19 protein-coding genes are annotated in these 17,798 nt (G+C 70.2%); 9 read left to right on the top strand and 10 right to left on the bottom strand.

Features of this window, described 5'->3' with window-relative positions; all coding sequences use genetic code 11:
• Positions 1 to 24 precede the first annotated feature (24 nt).
• Entirely contained in the window at positions 25 to 780 is a 756-nt protein-coding gene (locus tag HUW46_RS40790; protein WP_215543999.1) for a MerR family transcriptional regulator, read from the top strand.
• A complete protein-coding gene (locus tag HUW46_RS40785) occupies positions 777 to 1,358 on the top strand; it encodes a hypothetical protein (RefSeq protein WP_215543998.1) in 582 nt (193 codons plus the stop codon). The genes HUW46_RS40790 and HUW46_RS40785 overlap by 4 nt, the downstream gene beginning before the upstream one ends.
• Here the strand turns inward: HUW46_RS40785 and HUW46_RS40780 are convergent.
• Positions 1,321 to 2,091 (bottom strand): alpha/beta fold hydrolase, encoded by a 771-nt coding sequence (locus HUW46_RS40780; RefSeq protein WP_215543997.1) that lies wholly within the window; start codon positions 2,089 to 2,091, stop codon positions 1,321 to 1,323. The genes HUW46_RS40785 and HUW46_RS40780 overlap by 38 nt on opposite strands.
• Positions 2,092 to 2,277: 186 nt before the next feature.
• On the opposite strand from HUW46_RS40780, the gene HUW46_RS40775 reads away from it, so the two are divergent.
• A complete protein-coding gene (locus tag HUW46_RS40775) occupies positions 2,278 to 3,093 on the top strand; it encodes a polysaccharide lyase (protein WP_254125436.1) in 816 nt (271 codons plus the stop codon).
• A 96-nt stretch (positions 3,094 to 3,189) separates the two neighbouring features.
• Here HUW46_RS40775 and HUW46_RS40770 read toward each other — a convergent pair whose 3' ends face one another.
• Positions 3,190 to 3,603 (bottom strand): histone-like nucleoid-structuring protein Lsr2, encoded by a 414-nt coding sequence (locus HUW46_RS40770; protein ID WP_215543996.1) that lies wholly within the window; start codon positions 3,601 to 3,603, stop codon positions 3,190 to 3,192.
• A 349-nt stretch (positions 3,604 to 3,952) separates the two neighbouring features.
• Here HUW46_RS40770 and HUW46_RS40765 point away from each other — a divergent pair, with 349 nt between their 5' ends.
• The 3 genes from HUW46_RS40765 to HUW46_RS40755 are packed head-to-tail and all read left to right on the top strand — an operon-like array spanning position 3,953 to position 7,717.
• Positions 3,953 to 5,071 (top strand): LLM class flavin-dependent oxidoreductase, encoded by a 1,119-nt coding sequence (locus HUW46_RS40765; RefSeq protein WP_215543995.1) that lies wholly within the window; start codon positions 3,953 to 3,955, stop codon positions 5,069 to 5,071.
• A 12-nt stretch (positions 5,072 to 5,083) separates the two neighbouring features.
• Positions 5,084 to 6,415, top strand: a complete 1,332-nt coding sequence (locus HUW46_RS40760; RefSeq protein WP_215543994.1) for an NtaA/DmoA family FMN-dependent monooxygenase — start codon at positions 5,084 to 5,086, stop codon at positions 6,413 to 6,415.
• Between the two features lie 33 nt (positions 6,416 to 6,448).
• Positions 6,449 to 7,717 (top strand): haloacid dehalogenase-like hydrolase, encoded by a 1,269-nt coding sequence (locus HUW46_RS40755; RefSeq protein ID WP_254125435.1) that lies wholly within the window; start codon positions 6,449 to 6,451, stop codon positions 7,715 to 7,717.
• Between the two features lie 311 nt (positions 7,718 to 8,028).
• Here HUW46_RS40755 and rnhA read toward each other — a convergent pair whose 3' ends face one another.
• Together rnhA and HUW46_RS40745 are read right to left on the bottom strand one after the other, a co-directional pair.
• Complete coding sequence (gene rnhA, locus HUW46_RS40750) at positions 8,029 to 8,508, bottom strand: ribonuclease HI (RefSeq protein WP_215543992.1); 480 nt, start codon at positions 8,506 to 8,508, stop codon at positions 8,029 to 8,031.
• A gap of 34 nt (positions 8,509 to 8,542) precedes the next feature.
• Entirely contained in the window at positions 8,543 to 10,048 is a 1,506-nt protein-coding gene (locus HUW46_RS40745; protein ID WP_215543991.1) for an alpha/beta fold hydrolase, read from the bottom strand.
• 114 nt (positions 10,049 to 10,162) lie between these two features.
• Between HUW46_RS40745 and HUW46_RS40740 the strand changes: the two genes are divergently transcribed.
• The gene (locus tag HUW46_RS40740) at positions 10,163 to 10,684 is read left to right on the top strand and encodes a DUF1453 domain-containing protein (protein WP_215543990.1); all 522 of its coding nucleotides are present in this window, start codon (positions 10,163 to 10,165) and stop codon (positions 10,682 to 10,684) included.
• Here the strand turns inward: HUW46_RS40740 and HUW46_RS40735 are convergent.
• The 4 genes from HUW46_RS40735 to HUW46_RS40720 form a co-directional block, all read right to left on the bottom strand.
• Positions 10,629 to 11,885, bottom strand: a complete 1,257-nt coding sequence (locus tag HUW46_RS40735; RefSeq protein ID WP_215543989.1) for a glycosyltransferase 87 family protein — start codon at positions 11,883 to 11,885, stop codon at positions 10,629 to 10,631. The two genes, HUW46_RS40740 and HUW46_RS40735, sit on opposite strands and share 56 nt — an antisense overlap.
• 45 nt (positions 11,886 to 11,930) lie before the next feature.
• A complete protein-coding gene (locus HUW46_RS40730; RefSeq protein WP_215543988.1) occupies positions 11,931 to 12,956 on the bottom strand; it encodes a hypothetical protein in 1,026 nt (341 codons plus the stop codon).
• 6 nt (positions 12,957 to 12,962) lie between these two features.
• A complete protein-coding gene (locus tag HUW46_RS40725; protein ID WP_215543987.1) occupies positions 12,963 to 13,484 on the bottom strand; it encodes a SigE family RNA polymerase sigma factor in 522 nt (173 codons plus the stop codon).
• 70 nt (positions 13,485 to 13,554) lie between these two features.
• Positions 13,555 to 14,142, bottom strand: a complete 588-nt coding sequence (locus HUW46_RS40720; protein ID WP_215543986.1) for a TetR/AcrR family transcriptional regulator C-terminal domain-containing protein — start codon at positions 14,140 to 14,142, stop codon at positions 13,555 to 13,557.
• 121 nt (positions 14,143 to 14,263) lie between these two features.
• Here HUW46_RS40720 and HUW46_RS40715 point away from each other — a divergent pair, with 121 nt between their 5' ends.
• On the top strand, positions 14,264 to 15,739 hold the full coding sequence (locus HUW46_RS40715) for an FAD-dependent monooxygenase (RefSeq protein WP_215543985.1): 1,476 nt from the start codon (positions 14,264 to 14,266) through the stop codon (positions 15,737 to 15,739).
• Here the strand turns inward: HUW46_RS40715 and HUW46_RS40710 are convergent.
• Positions 15,698 to 16,288 (bottom strand): TetR/AcrR family transcriptional regulator, encoded by a 591-nt coding sequence (locus HUW46_RS40710; protein WP_215543984.1) that lies wholly within the window; start codon positions 16,286 to 16,288, stop codon positions 15,698 to 15,700. The two genes, HUW46_RS40715 and HUW46_RS40710, sit on opposite strands and share 42 nt — an antisense overlap.
• A gap of 87 nt (positions 16,289 to 16,375) precedes the next feature.
• Here HUW46_RS40710 and HUW46_RS40705 point away from each other — a divergent pair, with 87 nt between their 5' ends.
• The gene (locus HUW46_RS40705) at positions 16,376 to 16,735 is read left to right on the top strand and encodes a VOC family protein (protein WP_254125433.1); all 360 of its coding nucleotides are present in this window, start codon (positions 16,376 to 16,378) and stop codon (positions 16,733 to 16,735) included.
• A gap of 13 nt (positions 16,736 to 16,748) precedes the next feature.
• Here HUW46_RS40705 and HUW46_RS40700 read toward each other — a convergent pair whose 3' ends face one another.
• A complete protein-coding gene (locus HUW46_RS40700; protein ID WP_215543983.1) occupies positions 16,749 to 17,750 on the bottom strand; it encodes a CE1758 family FMN-dependent luciferase-like monooxygenase in 1,002 nt (333 codons plus the stop codon).
• Positions 17,751 to 17,798 lie beyond the last annotated feature (48 nt).

The raw sequence follows: 17,798 nt of genomic DNA, 5'->3' as shown, positions 1-17,798 counted from the left end.
GGCGTCAAGGTTTCTACTGGGCGCATGCAGATCGGTGAACTCGCCTCGATCGCGGGCGTCAGCACCAGGACGGTCCGCCACTACCACCAGCGCGGGCTGCTCCCGGAACCCCGGCGCCTCGCGAACGGGTACCGGCACTACGGCCTCCGCGAGGTCGTGCTGCTCGCGCGGATCAGGCGGCTGACCGAACTCGGCCTGACCCTCGACGAGGTGCGCGACGTCCTCGCCGACGAACGGGGCCGGGACCTGCACGAAATACTGGCCGATCTCGACGAGGACCTGGCCAGGCACGAAACCGCGATCAGGGACCGGCGAGCGCGGCTCGCGGAGTTGATCGAACGCGCCGCGACGGGAGCGCTCCACGCGGACGACCCGGTCTCGCCGGAAACCGCGGCACTGCTCGGCGCGCTCGACCAACCGGGCGCGGCGACCTCGCCGATGGCCGTGCTGGAACGGGAACTCGTTGCCCTGCTGGAAAACGTGCCAGGACAACAGGAAGTGCTCGCGAAGATGACCGAGGCCGCCGAAGATCCCGAAGCCGTCGCCAAGGGATTGGCGCTGCACCGGCGGCTCGACGAACTGTCCGATGCGCCGGTCGACGACCCGCGCGTGCCCGCCCTCGCCGCCGAATTCGCGGCGAGCATGCCGCCGGAGATCGTCGCGCTGATCGCCGACGAACTGTCCGGCAGCCTCGAAACCCCGTTCGCCGCCGCGATCCTGGGTTCGGTTTCACCCGCGCAGGCGGAGGTCCTGCGCCAGACGATCCGGTCGCTGTCGTGAGCGCGCTGCGGTACCAGACGAGATCGTTCACCGACCTGTGGTGGTGGGTGCGCGGCCGCAAGCGCGGGGTCGGCGCCCGGGACGTGGCGCTGGGGCACAGTCGTGACCGGGTCCCGATGATGCTCGCGCTCGCCGGGGTGGTGGCCGTCGAGACGGCGGCCGTCGGCCTGCTCGTCCCCTGGCCGATCGTGCACGTCTTGGACGCGCTCGCGCTGCTTCAGATACTCGGTTTCATCGCCACCGCGGTCACCCGTCCGCACGTGCTGCGCCCCGGCGAGCTGCTGCTCAGGTCGGGTCCGCTGATCGAGCTGCGGGTTCCGCTGCACTGGGTGACCGCCGTCCGCGTCGCCAGGAAAGACCACAGTGGACGGTCAGTCGAGCTGACCGGCGACGAACTCGCGCTGCCGGTCGGCAATCAGACCGACGTCGCCGTCGAACTGTCCACCCCGGTCGCGGTGCCCGGAACCGACGACACCGCGACCGTCGTCCGGTTCCGCGCCGACGAACCCCGTGCCGCCGCCGACGCGATTCGATCGGCGCTCAGCGCACGGGCAGATGCCGGTCGAGAAAACGGCTGAGCCGCGGCACGACGACATCCGCTTCGCTCGCGCCGAGGTGGTCGAGGCCGGGGAGCACCTCCACTTCCCAGCCCAGCGCCGACAACTCCGCTTCGTGCGCGCGGACCGTGTCACCGAGGTGCGTGATCTCGTCCTCGCCCGCGACGATCCGGTCGGCACCGCCGACGAAGCACATCCTCGGAATCGTCAGCCGCTGCTGCGCCGCACGGTCGTCGAAACCACGCAGGGCGCGGTAGTAGGTGGCGAACTGCGGAAGCTGGGCGCGTGCGGACTCCGGAATGGGCGCGCCCAGCGCATCCGTCTCGACGGACGCGAGGAGTTCGCTGTACCGCAGCATTTCCTCGTACGGGCCGTCCAGCGGCGGGAAGCCGGTCATCGCGAGCGCGGTCACCCGCTCGCTGCTCAGCGCGAGCTGCAACCCGGCGACTCCGCCGAAGGAGTAGCCCCACCAAGCGAAGCGCTCGGCGCCCGCGGCGTCGGCGATGGCCAGCATGTCGGCGTTCACCGCGGCCGGGGTGAAGGTGTCCGGCTTCGGCGCACCCGGATAGCTCATCAGCACCACCCGGTAGCGGTCGGCCAGCTCCGCCACCACCGCCTCGGTGAAGGCGGTCATCCGGTCGCGCAGCGGATGGTCCGGCGGGCGCGGATCGGCGTTGTAGAGCAGCACGGCGGGCCCGTCCCCGTGCACTTCGAAGTAGATCTCGTCGCCGTCGTGAGCGCGTGCGGTCGCCATCGAATTCCCCAGTTCTCCTCGATCGTGCGGCCATGATCACGGGGTCGGGGTTAAGTGCCGGTTTACCGCGAATCTTTCATGTACATGAACTTCATCCGCGCTCTTGAATTTGATTCACGGTGCCTTTACCGTTTTCCTACGCCGCCTCCGCCTCGGGCACCGCCGCCCGGTCCAGGAAGGAACCCCATGTCACAGCTGGTTTCTCGGCTGCGCAAGAGCCTGCTCGTCCTCGGCGCGACGGCAGGAGTCGCCGCAGGTCTCACGTTCACCCCCGGAGCCGCCATGACCGCACCGACCCCGTGGACGGGAACGTTCTCCGGTTTCCCCTCGTCGTCGTGGCAGCAGAGCTGGGGCATCGACGGCAGGGGGCAGTTCGGCTTCGACAACCTCAGCACCAGCGGCGGCACGCTGGACGTCAAGTACGGCAAGGGATCCTCGGCGCCGTCGTGCAAGGACTGCCCCACCAGCGGTGGCGGCCAGTTCTACCAGGACCTCGGCAAGATCGGCCGGGGCGATCTCGAGAACGCGACCACGCTCTACCTCAAGTACGACATCCGCTTCCCCACCGACTTCGACTACGGCAGGGGCGGCAAGCTCCCCGGCCTCTACGGCGGCGACCCCGGCAACGCCAGCGGCGGCAACCACGGCCCCGGCTGGTCGACGCGGTTCATGTTCCGCAACGGCAGCAAGGGCGAGGTGTACGTCTACACGCCCGACGGCGACGGGTACGGGAAGGACGTCGGCCTCGGCTCGTGGAGCTTCTCCCCCGACGGCAAGACGCACACCATCCAGCAGTCGGTGAACCGGTCGAACGGGCAGATCACCGTCTGGTACGACGGAAAGCAGGTCCTCTCGGAGAGCGCGGCGCCGGGGATCTCCGAGATCCCGTTCAGCGGTGTGTTCTTCTCCACCTTCTTCGGCGGCCATGAAACGAGCTGGGGCCCGAAGCACGAAGTGCACGCCTACTTCTCCAACTTCGCGGTGAGCGCCACGAAGATCTGATCGGCGCGAGGAGGTGGCGAATTGCCGCCGATACGACCCTGCCTGGTGTCCCCTCCGCGGAGCGGGGCACCAGGCAGGTCGATACCGTCAATTCTTTCAGGCTGCGGAATCCTTCTTCGCCGCCCGCTTCCGCGGCGCGCGCTTGCGCGCGGGCTTCGCGCTCTCCTCCGCGGCCTCGCGCTGCGCGGCCTCGAACGCCTCGATCACCTCGGAGGCGAGGCGGCCGCGCTCGGCGAGGTCGTATCCGTTGTCCTGCGCCCACGCGCGGATCTCGCGGTTGCGCTCCCGGCGGGCGGGGTCGGACGACCGCGAAGCCGAGGGGCCGGACTTGCGGCCACCGATGCGCCGCGCCGCCGCCACGTAGGGCGCCAGCTCCTCGCGCAGGTTCACCGCGTTGTCCTCGGAGAGGTCGATTTCATAGCTCACACCGTCGAGACTGAACGGCACCGTCTGGCTCGCTTCGCTGCCATCGATGTCGTCGACCATCTCCACACGTACCTGCTGCGCCATCGGTAACGGGTTCCTTCGAAAGTTCGGTTTGGACACTCGGGGACGAGTTGCCAAGACAATAGCCCCTGAGCACGCCGATGCGCTCACATACCCGCCGGTTTGGCCGGAAAAAGCCCGGAACGTGCCCGGAACGTCACACCCAGTTCCGCGGTAGCCGCGGCAAGCACCCGAGAAGTCCGATGTGGACAAGGCGGCGCACTGCGCCGATCGTGGCAATCCCGACGGTAGTCCTCGCCCGGTTTATTCCCGTTCAAGGGAACTCGTCCCACCTTTCCCAGCACGTGGCCGCCGGGCGCGGCCCGCCCGTTTCCGGCGCACAATGCGGTTACCGCACCGGGAAAGGAGCGTCATGGCAGCCGTACCGCACCCGCACCTCGCCGTCGCACTGGAGGGGGCGGGCGCCCACCCCGCGGCCTGGCGGGAGCCGGACGCGAAGCCGGCCGAACTGGTCACCGCGCGCTACTGGGCGGACCTGGTCGCCGAGGCGGAGTCCGGGCTGCTGGACTTCGTCACGTTGGCGGACTCACTCGGGCCGCCGCCGGACGACACCGGCCGCGTCCACGCCGCTCTCGACGCCGTACTGGTCGCGGCCCGGATCGCGCCGCACACCTCGCGCATCGGGCTGGTCCCATCCGCGACAGCGACGCACACCGAACCGTTCCACCTGTCGAAGGCGATCGCCACGGTCGACTACGTCAGCGAAGGAAGGGCGGGCATCCAGGTCCAGGTTTCCGCCGATCCCGCCGAAGCGGCGCAGTTCGGGCGGCGCCGGTTCCCCGACGAGGCGGCCGGTCTGCACGACGAGGCCGCCGACTACGTCGAAGTCCTGCGCGGCCTTTGGGACAGCTGGGAAGACGGCGCCGAGATCAGGGACGTGGCCACCGGCCGGTTCATCGACCGGGACGAGCTGCACTACCTCGGCTTCGCGGGAAAGTGGTTCAGCGTCAAGGGACCGTCCATCACGCCGCGCCCGCCGCAGGGGCAACCGGTGGTCGCGACCGCGGCCGTGGACGACGATTCGTTCCGCCTCGCCGGGCGTTCCGCGGACATCGCCTTCGTGACCCCGCACGACATCGACGAAATCCCGGCCGTCGTGGACCGCGTGCGCGCGGAAGCGGCGGAGCGGACCGTGCTCCCGATCGCCGATCTGGTCGTCTTCCTCGACGAGACGGCAGCGACCGCGGCCGATCGAAAGGCGCGTCTAGACGAGCGAGCCGAACTCGTCACCGGGACCGCGGTCTTCACCGGCACCCCGGCCGCACTGGCCGAGCACCTCCTCGGCTGGCACCGCGCCGGGCTCGCGGGTTTCCGGCTGTGGCCGGGCGCGCTCCCGCACGACCTGACCGCGGTCACCACCGGGCTGGTGCCCGAACTCCGCGTCCGCGACGCCTTCCGCGAGACCTACGAGGCGACCACCCTGCGGGGTCTGCTCGGCCTCGACCGGCCCGCGAACCGCTTTGCCGCCTGAGGAGGGGCCCCGATGAAGCAGATCCACCTCGCCGCGCACTTCCCCGGCGTCAACAACACGACCGTCTGGAGCGATCCGGCGGCGGGCAGCCACATCGAGTTCAGTTCGTTCGCCCACCTCGCGCGGACCGCGGAGCGCGCGAAGTTCGACTTCTTCTTCCTCGCCGAAGGATTGCGGCTGCGCGAGCAGGGCGGCGAGATCTACGACCTGGACGTGGTCGGCAGGCCCGACACCTTCACCGTGCTCGCGGCGCTCGCGGCGGTCACCGAGCGGCTCGGCCTGGCCGGCACGATCAACTCGACGTTCAACGAACCCTACGAGGTGGCAAGGCAGTTCGCCTCGCTCGACCACCTCTCCGAGGGCAGGGCCGCGTGGAACGTGGTGACCTCGTGGGACGCCTTCACCGGCGAGAACTTCCGCCGCGGCGGGTTCCTTCCGGAGGACCAGCGCTACGAGCGCGCCGAGACGTTCCTGCGCACGGCGGGCGAGCTCTTCGATTCGTGGCGTGCGGGCGATGTCTTGGCGGACAAGGAAAGCGGCGTGTTCGTGCGCGATGCGAACGCGGGCGCGTTCTCGCACCACGACAACCACTTCGATATCTCGGGCCGGTTCTCGGTACCGCGGAGCCCGCAGGGGCGACCGGTCATCCTGCAGGCCGGTGATTCCGAAAACGGCCGCGAGTTCGCGGCGTCGTCGGCGGACGCGATCTTCACCCGCCACGGCACCCTCGAAGCGGGGCAGGCGTTCTACCGCGACGTCAAGGGCAGGCTCGCGCGGTACGGACGCACACCGGAGCAGCTGGTGGTGCTGCCCGCGGCCACGTTCGTGCTCGGGGACACCGACGCGGACGCGCATGAACGGGCGGACGTGGTCCGGCGTCAGCAGGTCAGCGGTCAGACCGCGATCAAGACGCTCGAACAGCTGTGGAACCGGGACCTGTCCGCCTACGACCCGGACGGCCCGCTGCCGGAGATCGACCCCGATCCCGGTGAGCACACGATCGCCAAGGGCAGGGCGAGCGTGCGCCAGTTCCGCGATCCGGTAGCGACCGCGCGCGAGTGGCGCGAACTGGCCAAGGCCAAGAACCTCTCGATCCGCGACCTGATGATCGAGACCGGTTCGCGCCAGACGTTCATCGGCTCGCCGGAGACCGTCGCGCGCACGATGAACGAGCTGGTGCAGGCCGACGCGAGCGACGGGTTCGTCCTCGTCCCGCACGTCACCCCTGGCGGGCTCGACGAGTTCGCCGACAAGGTGATCCCGCTGCTGCTGGAACGCGGTGTCTTCCGCACCGAGTACACCGGCACCACGCTGCGCGACCACCTCGGTCTCGACACGCGCTGACCGATGCCCCGCGCCCGGGATAGGGTGCGGTCCGTGCTGAAGAAGACCTGGGTGATCGCGGCGGCCGTTCTGTTCACGAGCGCGCTCACGACGGCGCCCGCGACGGCGGCGGACACCGTCGCGCGGCCCTGCCCGCAACTGCGGCTGTCCGACAACTGGTACGGCGGCAACGCCGAGAAGATCCAGCGCGTGATCGACGAGCGCGGCCGGTGCGGCGGGCACCACGGCACGCGCCCCGTCGCCGTGTTCGACTGGGACAACACGGTGGTCAAGAACGACACCTCGGACCAGACGATCTTCTGGATGCTGCGGCACGACAAGGTGCTCCAGCCGCGCGGTGCCGACTGGCGCACGACGAGCCGGTACATGACCGACGAGGGCGCGAACGCGCTCCGCGACGCCTGCGGCACGGACACGAAACCGGGCACTCCCCTGCCGACGAGCCGGAACGTCCGCTGCGCCGACGAACTGCTTTCGGTGCGCAAGAACGCCAAGACCACCGGTGGCGCCGAGGTGTTCGACGGCACGCACAACCACCGGTACATGGAAGCGAGCTACGCGTGGGTCGCCCAGCTCAACGCGGGCTACCGGCCGTGGGAGGCGCGCGCGATCGCCGCCGCGGCGCGGCTCGACGCGTTGCGCGCGCCGATCGGCGCCACCCAGCGCGTCGGCTCCCACACCGAGACCGCGTGGATCCGGTACTACCCGGAGATCAAGGACCTCATCCGCACGCTCGACAAGGCCGGGTTCGAAACCTGGGTCGTTTCGGCGTCACCGCGGGAAACCGCCGAGGTGTGGGCGGCGGGCGTCGGCGTGCCGCCCAGCCGCACGATCGGAATCACTTCGCTGACCACGAACGGCCGTTTCAACGGCCACCTCGCGGGCTGCGGCGGGATCGCCGACGGCGAGGACTCGATCATGCCCTACATCGACGGCAAGCGGTGCTTCATCAACAAGACCGTGCTCGGTATCGAAGGCGCGGCGCAGCTGGACCCGGCGCCCGAAGCCCGGCGACAGGCGCTCGCCGGCGGCGACGCCACCACGGACATCACCATGCTCGGCGACGCCACCGGGGTGCGGATCGCGCTCAACCGCAACAAGGACGAGCTGATGTGCCGAGCCTACGACAACGCGGACGGCAAGTGGGCGGTCAACCCGATGTTCATCCAGCCACTGCCCGCGCTGGCTCGCACCTACCCGTGCTCGACGACGGCCTACGAAAACGCCGACGGCTCGCACGCGCCGGTGCGCCGCGCCGACGGCTCGGTGATCCCGGACCAGCGAGACACCGTGCACGGCTGACGCCCTCCGGCCGCCCTCGTGGGAAATGCGGCTCTGGCTGCCGGTGCCCGAAAGCGGCTTTCGGGGCGCTGGATGCCCTGAACGTCACTTTCGGCGCATGCGAAGGCCCGCCGCAGGCTCGTGCGGCTGGCGAGATGGGGTGCGAGGGTCGAGTTCGCGGCGCCTAGCGCCCCGAAGGCCACCTTCGGGGACAGGCGCCCGAAGGCCACCTGCCGCAAGGGCCGAGATTGTGACGCTCAGCGCCCCAAGAGCGCCCTCGGCGACATACACGGCCCGACCTCTACAGGAGCATTTTTCGGGGCACGCGAAGGCTATCCCGCTTGCGTCACCGGGCGGCCGACGGCCTCCTGCATCCCGCGCACCGCGAGCCGGTCGGCCCGTTCGTTCTCGGGGTGCCCCGCGTGCCCCTTCACCCAGTGCCACTCGACGTCGTGCCGGTTGACCGCGTCGTCGAGCCGTTGCCACAGGTCGACGTTCTTCACCGGCTGCTTCGCGCTGGTCTGCCAGCCGTTGCCCTTCCAGCGCGGCACCCATTTCGTGATGCCGTTGCGGACGTAGGTGCTGTCGGTGTAGATCCGCACCACGACCCGCCGCTTGAGCCCCTCCAGCGCCTCGATGGGCGCGGTGAGTTCCATCCGGTTGTTGGTGGTCTCGGTGGCCTGGCCACCGTAGAGCTCCTTCTCGTGCGTGCCGTAGCGCAGGAGTGCGCCCCAGCCGCCGGGGCCGGGGTTACCGCTGCACGCGCCGTCGGTGTAGATCTCGACGACCTGGTCCTCCCCCTGCACAGTCATGCCGGGCAACATACCCGCCCGTGTTCGCGACCCGTCAGCAGGCGAGGTCCCGGCGTGGCGTCCCGGTGCCGACGAGCCATCGGACCGCGTACCCGGTCGCGCACGCGCTCCTGCCGAGCACACCGTGCCGGTAGTCGTCGACGGAGATGGCCACCGCACGGCGACCCAGCGCGCGCCGGGTGTTGGTGACGCCTTCGTCCGGGGCGAGGAAGTCGCGGGTGTTCCGCAGGATCAGCACGTTCGGGCCACCGCGCCAGCCGCGGTCGGTGACGTCGGGCCGGGCAGGAGGGGGCGGACCGGGCCAGAACGCGCAGGCGGTGATCTTCGAGAACTGGCCGCGGGTGACCGGAAAGCGCGAAGCCTCGTCACTCGTCGCGCGCCGGTATTCCTCGGTGTCGGCAGGCCACCGCTCGTCGCCGCAGCGCACCGCGAGAAAGGCCGACGCGTTCTGCTCCGCGGACTGACCGCCCGGCAACGGCCCCGCGTCCCGCTCCGGTCCCAGTGCCGCCAGCAAGTCCTGTTCGGACAGTGCGCCCGGCGCCGACGAGAGGTACGCCAGCGTCAGCGCGAACGGCGCGATGTCGTCGTCGCTCCGGAGCGCTGGGAGCAGGCGGGCCTCCTGCAGCACGGCGGCGTCGACGCGGGAACCGTCGATCGAGCGCGGCCGCGCGTCCAGCTCGGCCGCCGTGCGCAGGTATCGGTCGCGGACCTCGCCCGCCGTCGTGCCGAGGTGCCAGCGCGGTTCCTCCCGCGCGATCTTCGCCGCGACTTCAGTGAACCGGGCGTCCGCCGCGGCCGCTTCCTCCCGCCGCGCCGCTCGCCAGCCGACCGTGACGTCCGAGGCGCTGTCCAGCACGACGCGGTCGGTCCCGCCGGGGAACATCGAGGCGTAGGCGACCGCCAGCTCGGCACCGTACGAGGTCCCGACGAACGAGATCCGCTCGCGGTGCAGCGCCTTCCTGAGCAGCTCGACATCCCGTGCCGTGTTCGCCGTCGTGAGGTGCGGCAGCACCGGTCCCGCTCCCGCCGCGCACGCACTCGCGATGGCCGAGGCCGCGTCTGCGTCGTGCCGGAAATCCCTCGGTGCCGCACCACCTGCCGCCGCCGCGACCAGGTTCGCGTCGAGTCCGCAATGGACACCGCCACTCCGGCCGACCCCGCGAGGATCGAACCCGATCAGGTCGAAGCGCTCGCGCAGCGCGCCGCCGGTGAGCCCGTCCACGCCGAGGGTGTTGAAGAGCCCGGACGCGCCGGGGCCACCGGGGTTCGACAGCAGCACGGGGTGACCGTCCCCTGTGGACAACCGCGAGACGGCGATGCTGATCTTCGCGCCTTCGGGGTGGCGGTAGTCCAGCGGCACCGGAAGGTCCGCACAGGACAGTCCTGGAGCATCACGACAGCTTTCCCAGTGCAGGAGCGGCGCGGGCAGGTCCGCCGTCACCGCGGACACGGGACCATCGGCGGCACCCCACGGCTCGTCACCGGAGCACCCGGTGACGAGCAGCAGCAGCGCGACCGTCCCGAATACGCCGATCCTCATCCGTCCCGACCTTGGCGGCCATCGCGCCCGGCGTCAAGGTCGGCCCTGCTCTCCACCCCGATCTCCACCCTGGCGAGGATCCCGTGCCGCCGGATCGCGGTTAGTTTCCCCGCCATGACCGATGCTCTTGTGTTCAGCGGGATCTTCCTGGTGCTCGTGCTCACCACGCAGATCGGGCGACGGCGGCATTCCGCGCTGCTCGCCGTGATGCCGTTCGTGTCCTCGGCCGTGATCGGCGGACTGGTGATCTTCACCGGCAAGCACGACTACCACCTCGCCGATTTCGTGTGCGCCGTCGTCGGCGCCGCGATCGGGGTCGCCGTCGGGCTCGGGCTCTCGAAGACCATGGCGGTCTACCGGGACCCCGGCACCGCGAAGCTCTACACCCGGGCCGCGTTCCCCTATCTCGCGATCTGGCTCGTCGTCCTCGTCGTCCGGATCGTTTTCGTGTGGCTGCTCGAAAACGTGCACTCGTTCGCGGTGTCGTTCGGCGAGTTCATGGTGGACAACGGGATCGGCCAGGACGGGGTCGCCCTGTTCTTCCTCATGATGGCGCTCGCGATGGTGCTCACCCGCGAGGTCAGCGTTCTGCTCCGCGCGCCGAAGGCCGTCGCGGCCGTGCCCGCCGCGGCCTGACACCGAGCCGGAGTTGTTCCGCACGCCTGGGGTTGGTGCGGAACGGCTCCGGTCGCCGGTGCTTCAGCCACCACGCCGAACCCGCCAGCGCGCACAACGCCAGCAGGAGGTAGGCGTTGCCGTACAGGTGCTGCGCGACCGTCCAGTGCAGTTCCTTGCCGTCTCCGGACGGTGCGAAGTGGTGCGGTCCGGCGACGAACACCGCCGCGAGCGCGCCCGCCGCCACCCACCAGCGCGGCGCACCGGCGCGCCTGGCGTGTCCACAGAGGACGACCAGCGCGGGCACCAGCCAGACCCAGTGGTGCGACCACGAGATCGGGGACACCACCAACGCGGCGACCGCGTTCACCAGAACCGCGACCGGCGGCTCCACCCGCCGCATGACGAACACCGCGGCGGCGAGCACCGCCGCCACGAGTACCGCGGCCGCGACCGCGTGCCACACCGGTGGCAGACCGAGCCGGGTCAGCTCGGCCACGATGGTCTGGTTCGTCGCGAACGGCGAACCGCTCAACCCGGACGCCCCGGTCAGCTCGACCAGCCAGTAGTGCGCCGACGCCGTCGGCGCGATCGCGAACCCGGCGGCGCTGGCCACCGAAGCGGACACCGCGGCGGTCCGCGCCGACCGGAAATCCCTGCGCAGCAGGAAAAACAGCACGAAAGCGGCCGGGGTGATCTTGACCGCGGCGGCCAGTCCGACCAGCGTCCCGCGCGGCCATCGCGTTGTCGGCAGCAGGCCGTCGGCGAGCACCATGCCCATCAGCACCAGGTTGACCTGCCCGAACCCGAGCGTCGCGCGAACGGGTTCGAACAGGAGCGCCACCGGCACCAGTCCGAGACCCACGGCCACCGCTCGGCGGTGTGGCAACGCGACGCGAACCGTCACGACGAGCGCGAGTCCCAATGCCGCCACCGACAACGCGAACATCGCCACCGCCGCGCACCACCACGGCGCGGTCACCAGCGGGGTCAGCGCGATCGCCGCGAACGGCGGGTAGATGAACGGCAACGTGACACCGGCCGAGGTCGGCGGAAGCGGGCCGTACAGGTCGTCGCCGCGCCACAGCGCCTGCGCGCCGAACCGGTACACCTGAAGATCGATGAACTGGCTGCGGGCGACGAGCACGGCGGCCACCATCCCGATCACGGCACCCGCGGCGAGCAGGAAGGCCTTGTGGCGAAGCAAAAACGTTCCGTCCATACCCGTTCGACACTGGCGGGACGCCGAACGGATGCATGGCGGTGCTCACCTCAGCGGGTTTTCGGCCCACGTCCGCGAATCCGCGATCGACCCGGTCAGGCGCAGCGAAGCGACCAGCTCCCTCAAGCGGTCGACGGGATACTCGCGACTGTCGTCAGTGGACGCTTCCGCCGCGTGCGCTCCGCCGACGTCCAGGATCGTCGCGCTCGTCCCGACCACCACGGCGGGACGGCCGTCGATGACGGTGTTGGCCGGGATCTCCACGGGCGCGCGCAGCCCCACCTCCGCCATCGCCCCGGGTTGCGGCGCGTCGACCGTGCCGAGCACGAGCCGCGCCGCCGTCTGATCGACCGCCGCCGACGCCGGGGTCACGACACCGAGCAGCCGGTTTTTCCCCGCCGTGTCGATCGTGAACGGCACCCGCACCGGGGTGTTCGCGCCGACCGCGACGCTTTCGGCCACGTGGTGCGCTTTCGCCTTCGCGTCGGGATCGGCCGACGGCACGCTCGCGAACGCCCACGCGCCGTCGGTCCACTCCCAGGCGAGTTCCGTTCGATCCACGCCGAGCACCGGCGCGTCGAGGTAGACCGCGCGATGACCGCCGACCGCGGGTGCGGGCGTACCCGCGCCGGGGTCCCACTGGCGGTCGCCCGCGTACGGCACCTGGCCGCGCACGTACAGGGCGATCTCCGCGACGGGCGCGCCCGGATCCGCGGTACCGGCTCGCTTGAGGTCCATCCGCTGCCGGTAGCGGCCGGTTTCGTAGGCGTAGGGCGCGAATCCGCCCGCGGACCCCGCGGTGAACTGCTGGCGGAGGACGTCGAACTCGGCGGGCGCCGAGCTCACGGCCAGCTCGCCGGGATCATTCCAGGACCGGACGATTCCCGGTAGCACCACAGCCGCGAGCGCGACGACCACCGCCACCGCGCCCGCCCCGCCGAGCCGCCGCGCGCGCTGCTTGCGCCGTCCCGCGGCGATCGCCCGCTCAACGCTGACCGTGGTTTCCTCGCTCGGCGCCGCCTCCCGCAACGGAGCGAGCAACCGGGCGTCTTCCTCTTCGCTGGATCGCATGCCCATCTACTCCATCCCCAGCGTCGTCATCGGGTGCTCGCCGAACTGACGGCGAAGCGCGCGCAAACCGTGCGTCGTCAGGCTTTTGACGTTGCCGACGGAACAACCGAGGTGCTCGGCCACTTCGGCCACGGACAGATCGCACAGGAAGCGCAGCACCAAGGCCGCGCGCTGCCGCGGCGGCACCCGCGCCAACGCCGCGTCCACCACGCTGCGCAATTCGACATCGGGCCCGCTCGGCGCGGGCGGCACCGGCGTCTCACCGGGCCCGCCGACCAGCGAAACGCGTTGGAACCAGCCTCGCCGCTGCTCGTTGAGGAACGCGCGAACCACGATCGTGCGCACGTAGGCGTCCATGTTCCTGGCCGCCGAAGCGCGGTTCCAATGCAGGTACAGGCGCGTGATCGCGGCCTGCACGACGTCGTCGGCGCGGTGCCGATCGCCGCACAGCAGCAGCGCCGTCCTGCGCAGGACGGGCAACCGCTCGGTCACGTACTCCGTGTACCGCCGCTCCTCGGCCGCTCGCACCAGGCCGCCTCCCCTCGCCTACCCCGATGACGACGTCAGATCGGACCAGGGATGCGTGACCTGGCTCACATCATTGCCGAGCGCGCAGCCCCTCGACCACCAGGTCCACCTGATGCCCGAAATCAGCGGCCGCGTCCGGCGTCTCCGCCCGTAGCGCCCGGTGCAGGTTCGGGAACCGCTCAGCCGTCACGTTCTGGCGAAACCAGGTGCGCTCCTCGGCGTCTTGTCCGCGCGCGGGCGCCAGCATCGCGGTGCCGAAGACCAGGCCGGTGACAGCGGTGACTCCCCGGCTCGCGATCTCGTCACTGAAACCGGCGCCGTACAGAATCGCGTACAGCTCCTCGATCGGCCGCAGCGCGGCGAAGCCGCGTGGCGCGGCCCCGGTGACGATCATCGTCGCGGCCACCGGGTGCGCGGTGAACGCGCTGTGCATCGCCGTCGCCAAGGCGCGGAGGCGAGCACCCCATTCCAGACCGGCGTCGGGGATTTCGATCCCCGCCAGCACGCGCTCCAGCATGCCGGTGATCATCGCCGCCTTGTTCGAAACATGGTTGTAGAGCGACATCGCTTCCACACCAAGCTCTTTCGCCACCCCGCGCATCGAGACGGCCTCAAGCCCCTTCTCGTCACCAAGCCGCAGCGCGGCGTCGAGAACCACTTCTCGACTCAACGGCCGTCGTGTCGCCTGCTCCGTCACTCGGTCAACGTACGCCAGCACTCTTCCCAATCCAGACTTACAGATGTAAGTTATCTGTACTTACAACCGTAAGGGGGATCTGATGACAGAAGTACTCGTGATCGGCGCCGGTCCGACCGGCCTGACGCTCGCCTGTGAACTCGCCCGCCGCGGGATCGGCTGCCGCATCGTCGACAAGGCATCGGCGTTCTCGACCGCCTCTCGCGCCAAGGGCCTGCAACAACGCAGCCTGGAACTGTTCGACAAGCTCGGCATCGCGGAGGCACTGCTCGCCGACGGGCGCACCTCGATGCCCGCGCGCGTCTACCAAGGGGAAACCGTCCTCACCGAGATCGTCACGACCTCGGGCTGGGATCCCGGTCCGGCGATCCCGTACCCCGATTTGCTCTGGATCCCGCAATGGCGCGTCGAACAGGAGTTGCGAGCCCTTCTCGCGAACCACGGCGTGCAGGTCGAGCTGGGCACCGAGGTCGTCGACATCCACCAGGACCGCACGGGCGTCACCGCGACCACCCGTGACGGCGCGATCCGCGCCGCCTACCTCGTCGGCTGCGACGGCGGGCACAGCACGACGCGACGCCTGCTCGGCATCCCGTTCGACGGAGAGACCTTCGAGGAGGAGCAGGGCATCGTGGGCGACGTCCGGCTCGACGGGACGGACCTGTTCGACCACGCGCACAGCCACCTGTGGTCCACCGAGCACGGCTTCCTCGGCCTCACCCCCCTGCCCGGCACGGACCAGTACCAGTTCCAGGCGTCCCTGCCGAAATGGCGGGCCGAACCGTCACTGGCCACGTTCCAGCGCATCGCCGCCGAAGTCGCCGGTACCGCCCGGCTCCACATCCGCGAAGTCACCTGGGCCTCCACCGCGCGCTTGAACGTCCGCATGGCCGAGCGGTACCGGGAAGGCAGGGCGCTGCTCGCGGGCGATGCCGTGCACTGCCACTCGCCCGCGGGCGGGCAGGGCATGAACACCGGGATCGCCGACGCGGTGAACCTCGGCTGGAAGCTCGCCGACGCGGTCCGCGGTGCCGATCCCGCGGTGCTCGACACGTACCAGGAGGAACGCCTGCCGGTCGCACGCGCGGTACTCGCCGACTCCGAACGCCGCCGCCGCGCGGTGACCGACGGCGGCGTGGCAGCGCTCGAAGGCAAAGCCGCGGACCGCGCGACGTCCGGCCTCACCACCTCCTACCACGGAAGTTCGCTCGGGCTGGACCTGCCGGCGAGCGGAGCTCCCCGCTCCGGAGACCGGGCACCCGACGCGGTCAACCGGCGCACCGGCGAGCGGCTCTTCGACCTGTTTCGCGGTCCACAGTGGACGTTCCTGGTATTCGGGTTTCCCGCACTGGCGGCCGGACTGGGCGAACACGCGCACCAGATCGGTCCGGAATGGGAGGCGGAGCGCACCTACGGCGTGTCCGGCGACGCCCTGTTCGCCGTCCGGCCGGACGGCCACCTCGGGCTGGCCTTGCGGGGCGGGTCCCCGGAACCGGGGCTGCGCCACCTCGCGCAGTCAGTGCACCGGATCGAGCGCGCACGCCACCGCGGCGTGTGACCGGATCTCCTTGAACGGCAACGGGTTCATCGTCTGCTCCACCACCGTACCGAGCAGGTAGCGGAACAGTGCGCGCCCTCGTCGCGCCGGATCGTCCACGCCGATCTCGGCGAGGAGGTCGGCGAAGAACGCCGCCACCTCCCGGTGCATGCGGTCCAGCGCGTCGAGCCGGTTCTTGCGCAGCGCGTCCAGCCAGTAGTCGAACCACAGCATCGCGGCGTTCGGCGACTCCTGGAAGATCTCGACGTAGCGCGCGACCGCAGCCCAGAACCGGTCCACCGGGCCCGTGTGCTGCTCGACCGCCTCCCTGATCCGTCCGGTGAACGCGCCGATGTGCCCCGCCATCGCCCTGTCGACGAGATCGTCCATGTCCGAGAAGTAGTAGTGGATCGCGCTCTTCGTGAGCGGGCTGGCGTCGGCGACGGCGCGCGCGGTGCACCCGGCAAGCCCGTCCGTCGCCAGTACGCGACGTGCGGCTTCGACGATCTGCCGCTGCTTGTCGAGCTGGTTCGCCGAAAGGCCGTTGCGCGTCGTGTCCGAGGATGCCACGCCGTCAGCCTAGACACCGGCCCCCTTGCGCGCTTCAGGACACTTGGTCTAACTTTCAGGACACTTGTCCTAACCCAAGGAGTTCCCATGGCTACGCCATTCCTGTTCCACGACCTCCGCACCACCGATCTGCCCGCGTCGCGCCGGTTCTACGGCGAGTTGTTCGGATGGGACATCAAGGACGTGCCCGCCGGTGACCGCTCGGTGCCGATGTTGTTCGACACCGAAGGCGGGCCGTGGGGCGGCGTCACCGAACTCCCGCCCGGTGACGAACGGAGCCCGCAGTGGCTGCCGTACGCCGCCGTCGAAGATCTCGACGCGGCGACCGAAAAGGCGATCGCACTCGGCGCGACCGTGGCCCGCGCGCGCACCGATCTCCCCCAGGGCTCACTGGTCGTGCTGCACGATCCAGCCGGAGCGACCATCGTGCTGTGGCAGAACCGCTGAAGCGCCGGTTTCGTCAGAGGGCGCGTGATTCCTTGCGCAGCACGGGAAGGACCTCGGCGCCGAGCAGGTCGACCTGCTCGAGAACCGTCTTGAGCGGCAACCCGGCGTGGTCGATGAGGAACAACTGGCGCTGGTAGTCGCCGAAGTGCTCGCGGAAGGACAGCGTGCGGTCGATGACCTGCTGCGGGCTGCCGACGCTCAACGCGGTTCCCGCCACGAACTCTTCGAGCGAGCCGTTCGCCGCACTCGGCGTGGCGTCGAAGTACGGGCGGAATTCTTCGACGGCGTCCTGCGACCGCGCGCGCACGAAAGCCTGGCCACCGACTCCCACCACGGGTCGGTGGCCGTGGTGCGCGGCGCGTTCGCGGTAGCGGTCGACCAGCGGCCGGAAGTCGGCGACCCGCCGGAACAGGTTGTTGACGAACAGGCCATCGCCGTACCGCGCCGCCAGTTCGGCGGTTCCCACACTTCGCTCCGCGCCGTGCCAGACGAACGGCGGAACTCCCCCGAGCGGCCGGGGCGTCGACGTGAAACCCTTCAACGGCACACGGAACTCCCCCGACCAGTCCACTGTGTCCTCTCGCCACAGCCGTCTCAACAACGCGTAGTTCTCCCCCGCCACGGCCGTCGCGCGGGCGTGATCCTTCCCGAACCACGGGTACACCCGCTCGTCCTTGCCTCGCCCGAGCATCACGTCGAGCCTGCCGTGCGCGAGGTGCTGGATCGTCGCGTAGTCCTCCGCGAGCCGGACCGGGTCGTTGGTGGTGATGAGCGTGGTCGCGGTCGACAGGACGACGCGCTCGGTGCTCGCCGCGAGATACGCGAGCAACGCCACCGGCGAACTCGGCACGAACGGCGGGCAATGGTGCTCGCCGGTCGCCACGACGTCGAATCCCGCCTCTTCGGCCTGCTTGCCGATCCTCATGATCGCGTGGATGCGCTGGTACTCGGTCGGTGCGATACCGGTGTGCGGGTCCGGTTTGAGGTCGCCGACCGAGAAGATGCCGATCTCCATTTGGTGTCCCTCCAGTTCAGCGCCATTATGGACATCGCGTATCCATGT

The organism is Amycolatopsis sp. CA-230715, assembly GCF_018736145.1.
GTDB lineage: Bacteria > Actinomycetota > Actinomycetes > Mycobacteriales > Pseudonocardiaceae > Amycolatopsis.
Note: the sequence above shows the minus strand (reverse complement) of the source record. Positions and strands in the feature narration are given on the sequence as shown.

What these genes read in the sequence shown, in the direction of transcription:
- HUW46_RS40780 (WP_215543997.1), bottom strand. Translation starts at nt 2,091, where the DNA reads ATGGCGACCGCACGCGCTCACGACGGCGACGAGATCTACTTCGAAGTG.
- HUW46_RS40770 (WP_215543996.1), bottom strand. Translation starts at nt 3,603, where the DNA reads ATGGCGCAGCAGGTACGTGTGGAGATGGTCGACGACATCGATGGCAGC.
- HUW46_RS40790 (WP_215543999.1), top strand. Translation starts at nt 25, where the DNA reads ATGCAGATCGGTGAACTCGCCTCGATCGCGGGCGTCAGCACCAGGACG.
- HUW46_RS40730 (WP_215543988.1), bottom strand. Translation starts at nt 12,956, where the DNA reads ATGCGATCCAGCGAAGAGGAAGACGCCCGGTTGCTCGCTCCGTTGCGG.
- rnhA (WP_215543992.1), bottom strand. Translation starts at nt 8,508, where the DNA reads ATGACTGTGCAGGGGGAGGACCAGGTCGTCGAGATCTACACCGACGGC.
- HUW46_RS40715 (WP_215543985.1), top strand. Translation starts at nt 14,264, where the DNA reads ATGACAGAAGTACTCGTGATCGGCGCCGGTCCGACCGGCCTGACGCTC.
- HUW46_RS40765 (WP_215543995.1), top strand. Translation starts at nt 3,953, where the DNA reads ATGGCAGCCGTACCGCACCCGCACCTCGCCGTCGCACTGGAGGGGGCG.
- HUW46_RS40700 (WP_215543983.1), bottom strand. Translation starts at nt 17,750, where the DNA reads ATGGAGATCGGCATCTTCTCGGTCGGCGACCTCAAACCGGACCCGCAC.
- HUW46_RS40775 (WP_254125436.1), top strand. Translation starts at nt 2,278, where the DNA reads ATGTCACAGCTGGTTTCTCGGCTGCGCAAGAGCCTGCTCGTCCTCGGC.
- HUW46_RS40735 (WP_215543989.1), bottom strand. Translation starts at nt 11,885, where the DNA reads ATGGACGGAACGTTTTTGCTTCGCCACAAGGCCTTCCTGCTCGCCGCG.
- HUW46_RS40760 (WP_215543994.1), top strand. Translation starts at nt 5,084, where the DNA reads ATGAAGCAGATCCACCTCGCCGCGCACTTCCCCGGCGTCAACAACACG.
- HUW46_RS40745 (WP_215543991.1), bottom strand. Translation starts at nt 10,048, where the DNA reads ATGAGGATCGGCGTATTCGGGACGGTCGCGCTGCTGCTGCTCGTCACC.
- HUW46_RS40740 (WP_215543990.1), top strand. Translation starts at nt 10,163, where the DNA reads ATGACCGATGCTCTTGTGTTCAGCGGGATCTTCCTGGTGCTCGTGCTC.
- HUW46_RS40705 (WP_254125433.1), top strand. Translation starts at nt 16,376, where the DNA reads ATGGCTACGCCATTCCTGTTCCACGACCTCCGCACCACCGATCTGCCC.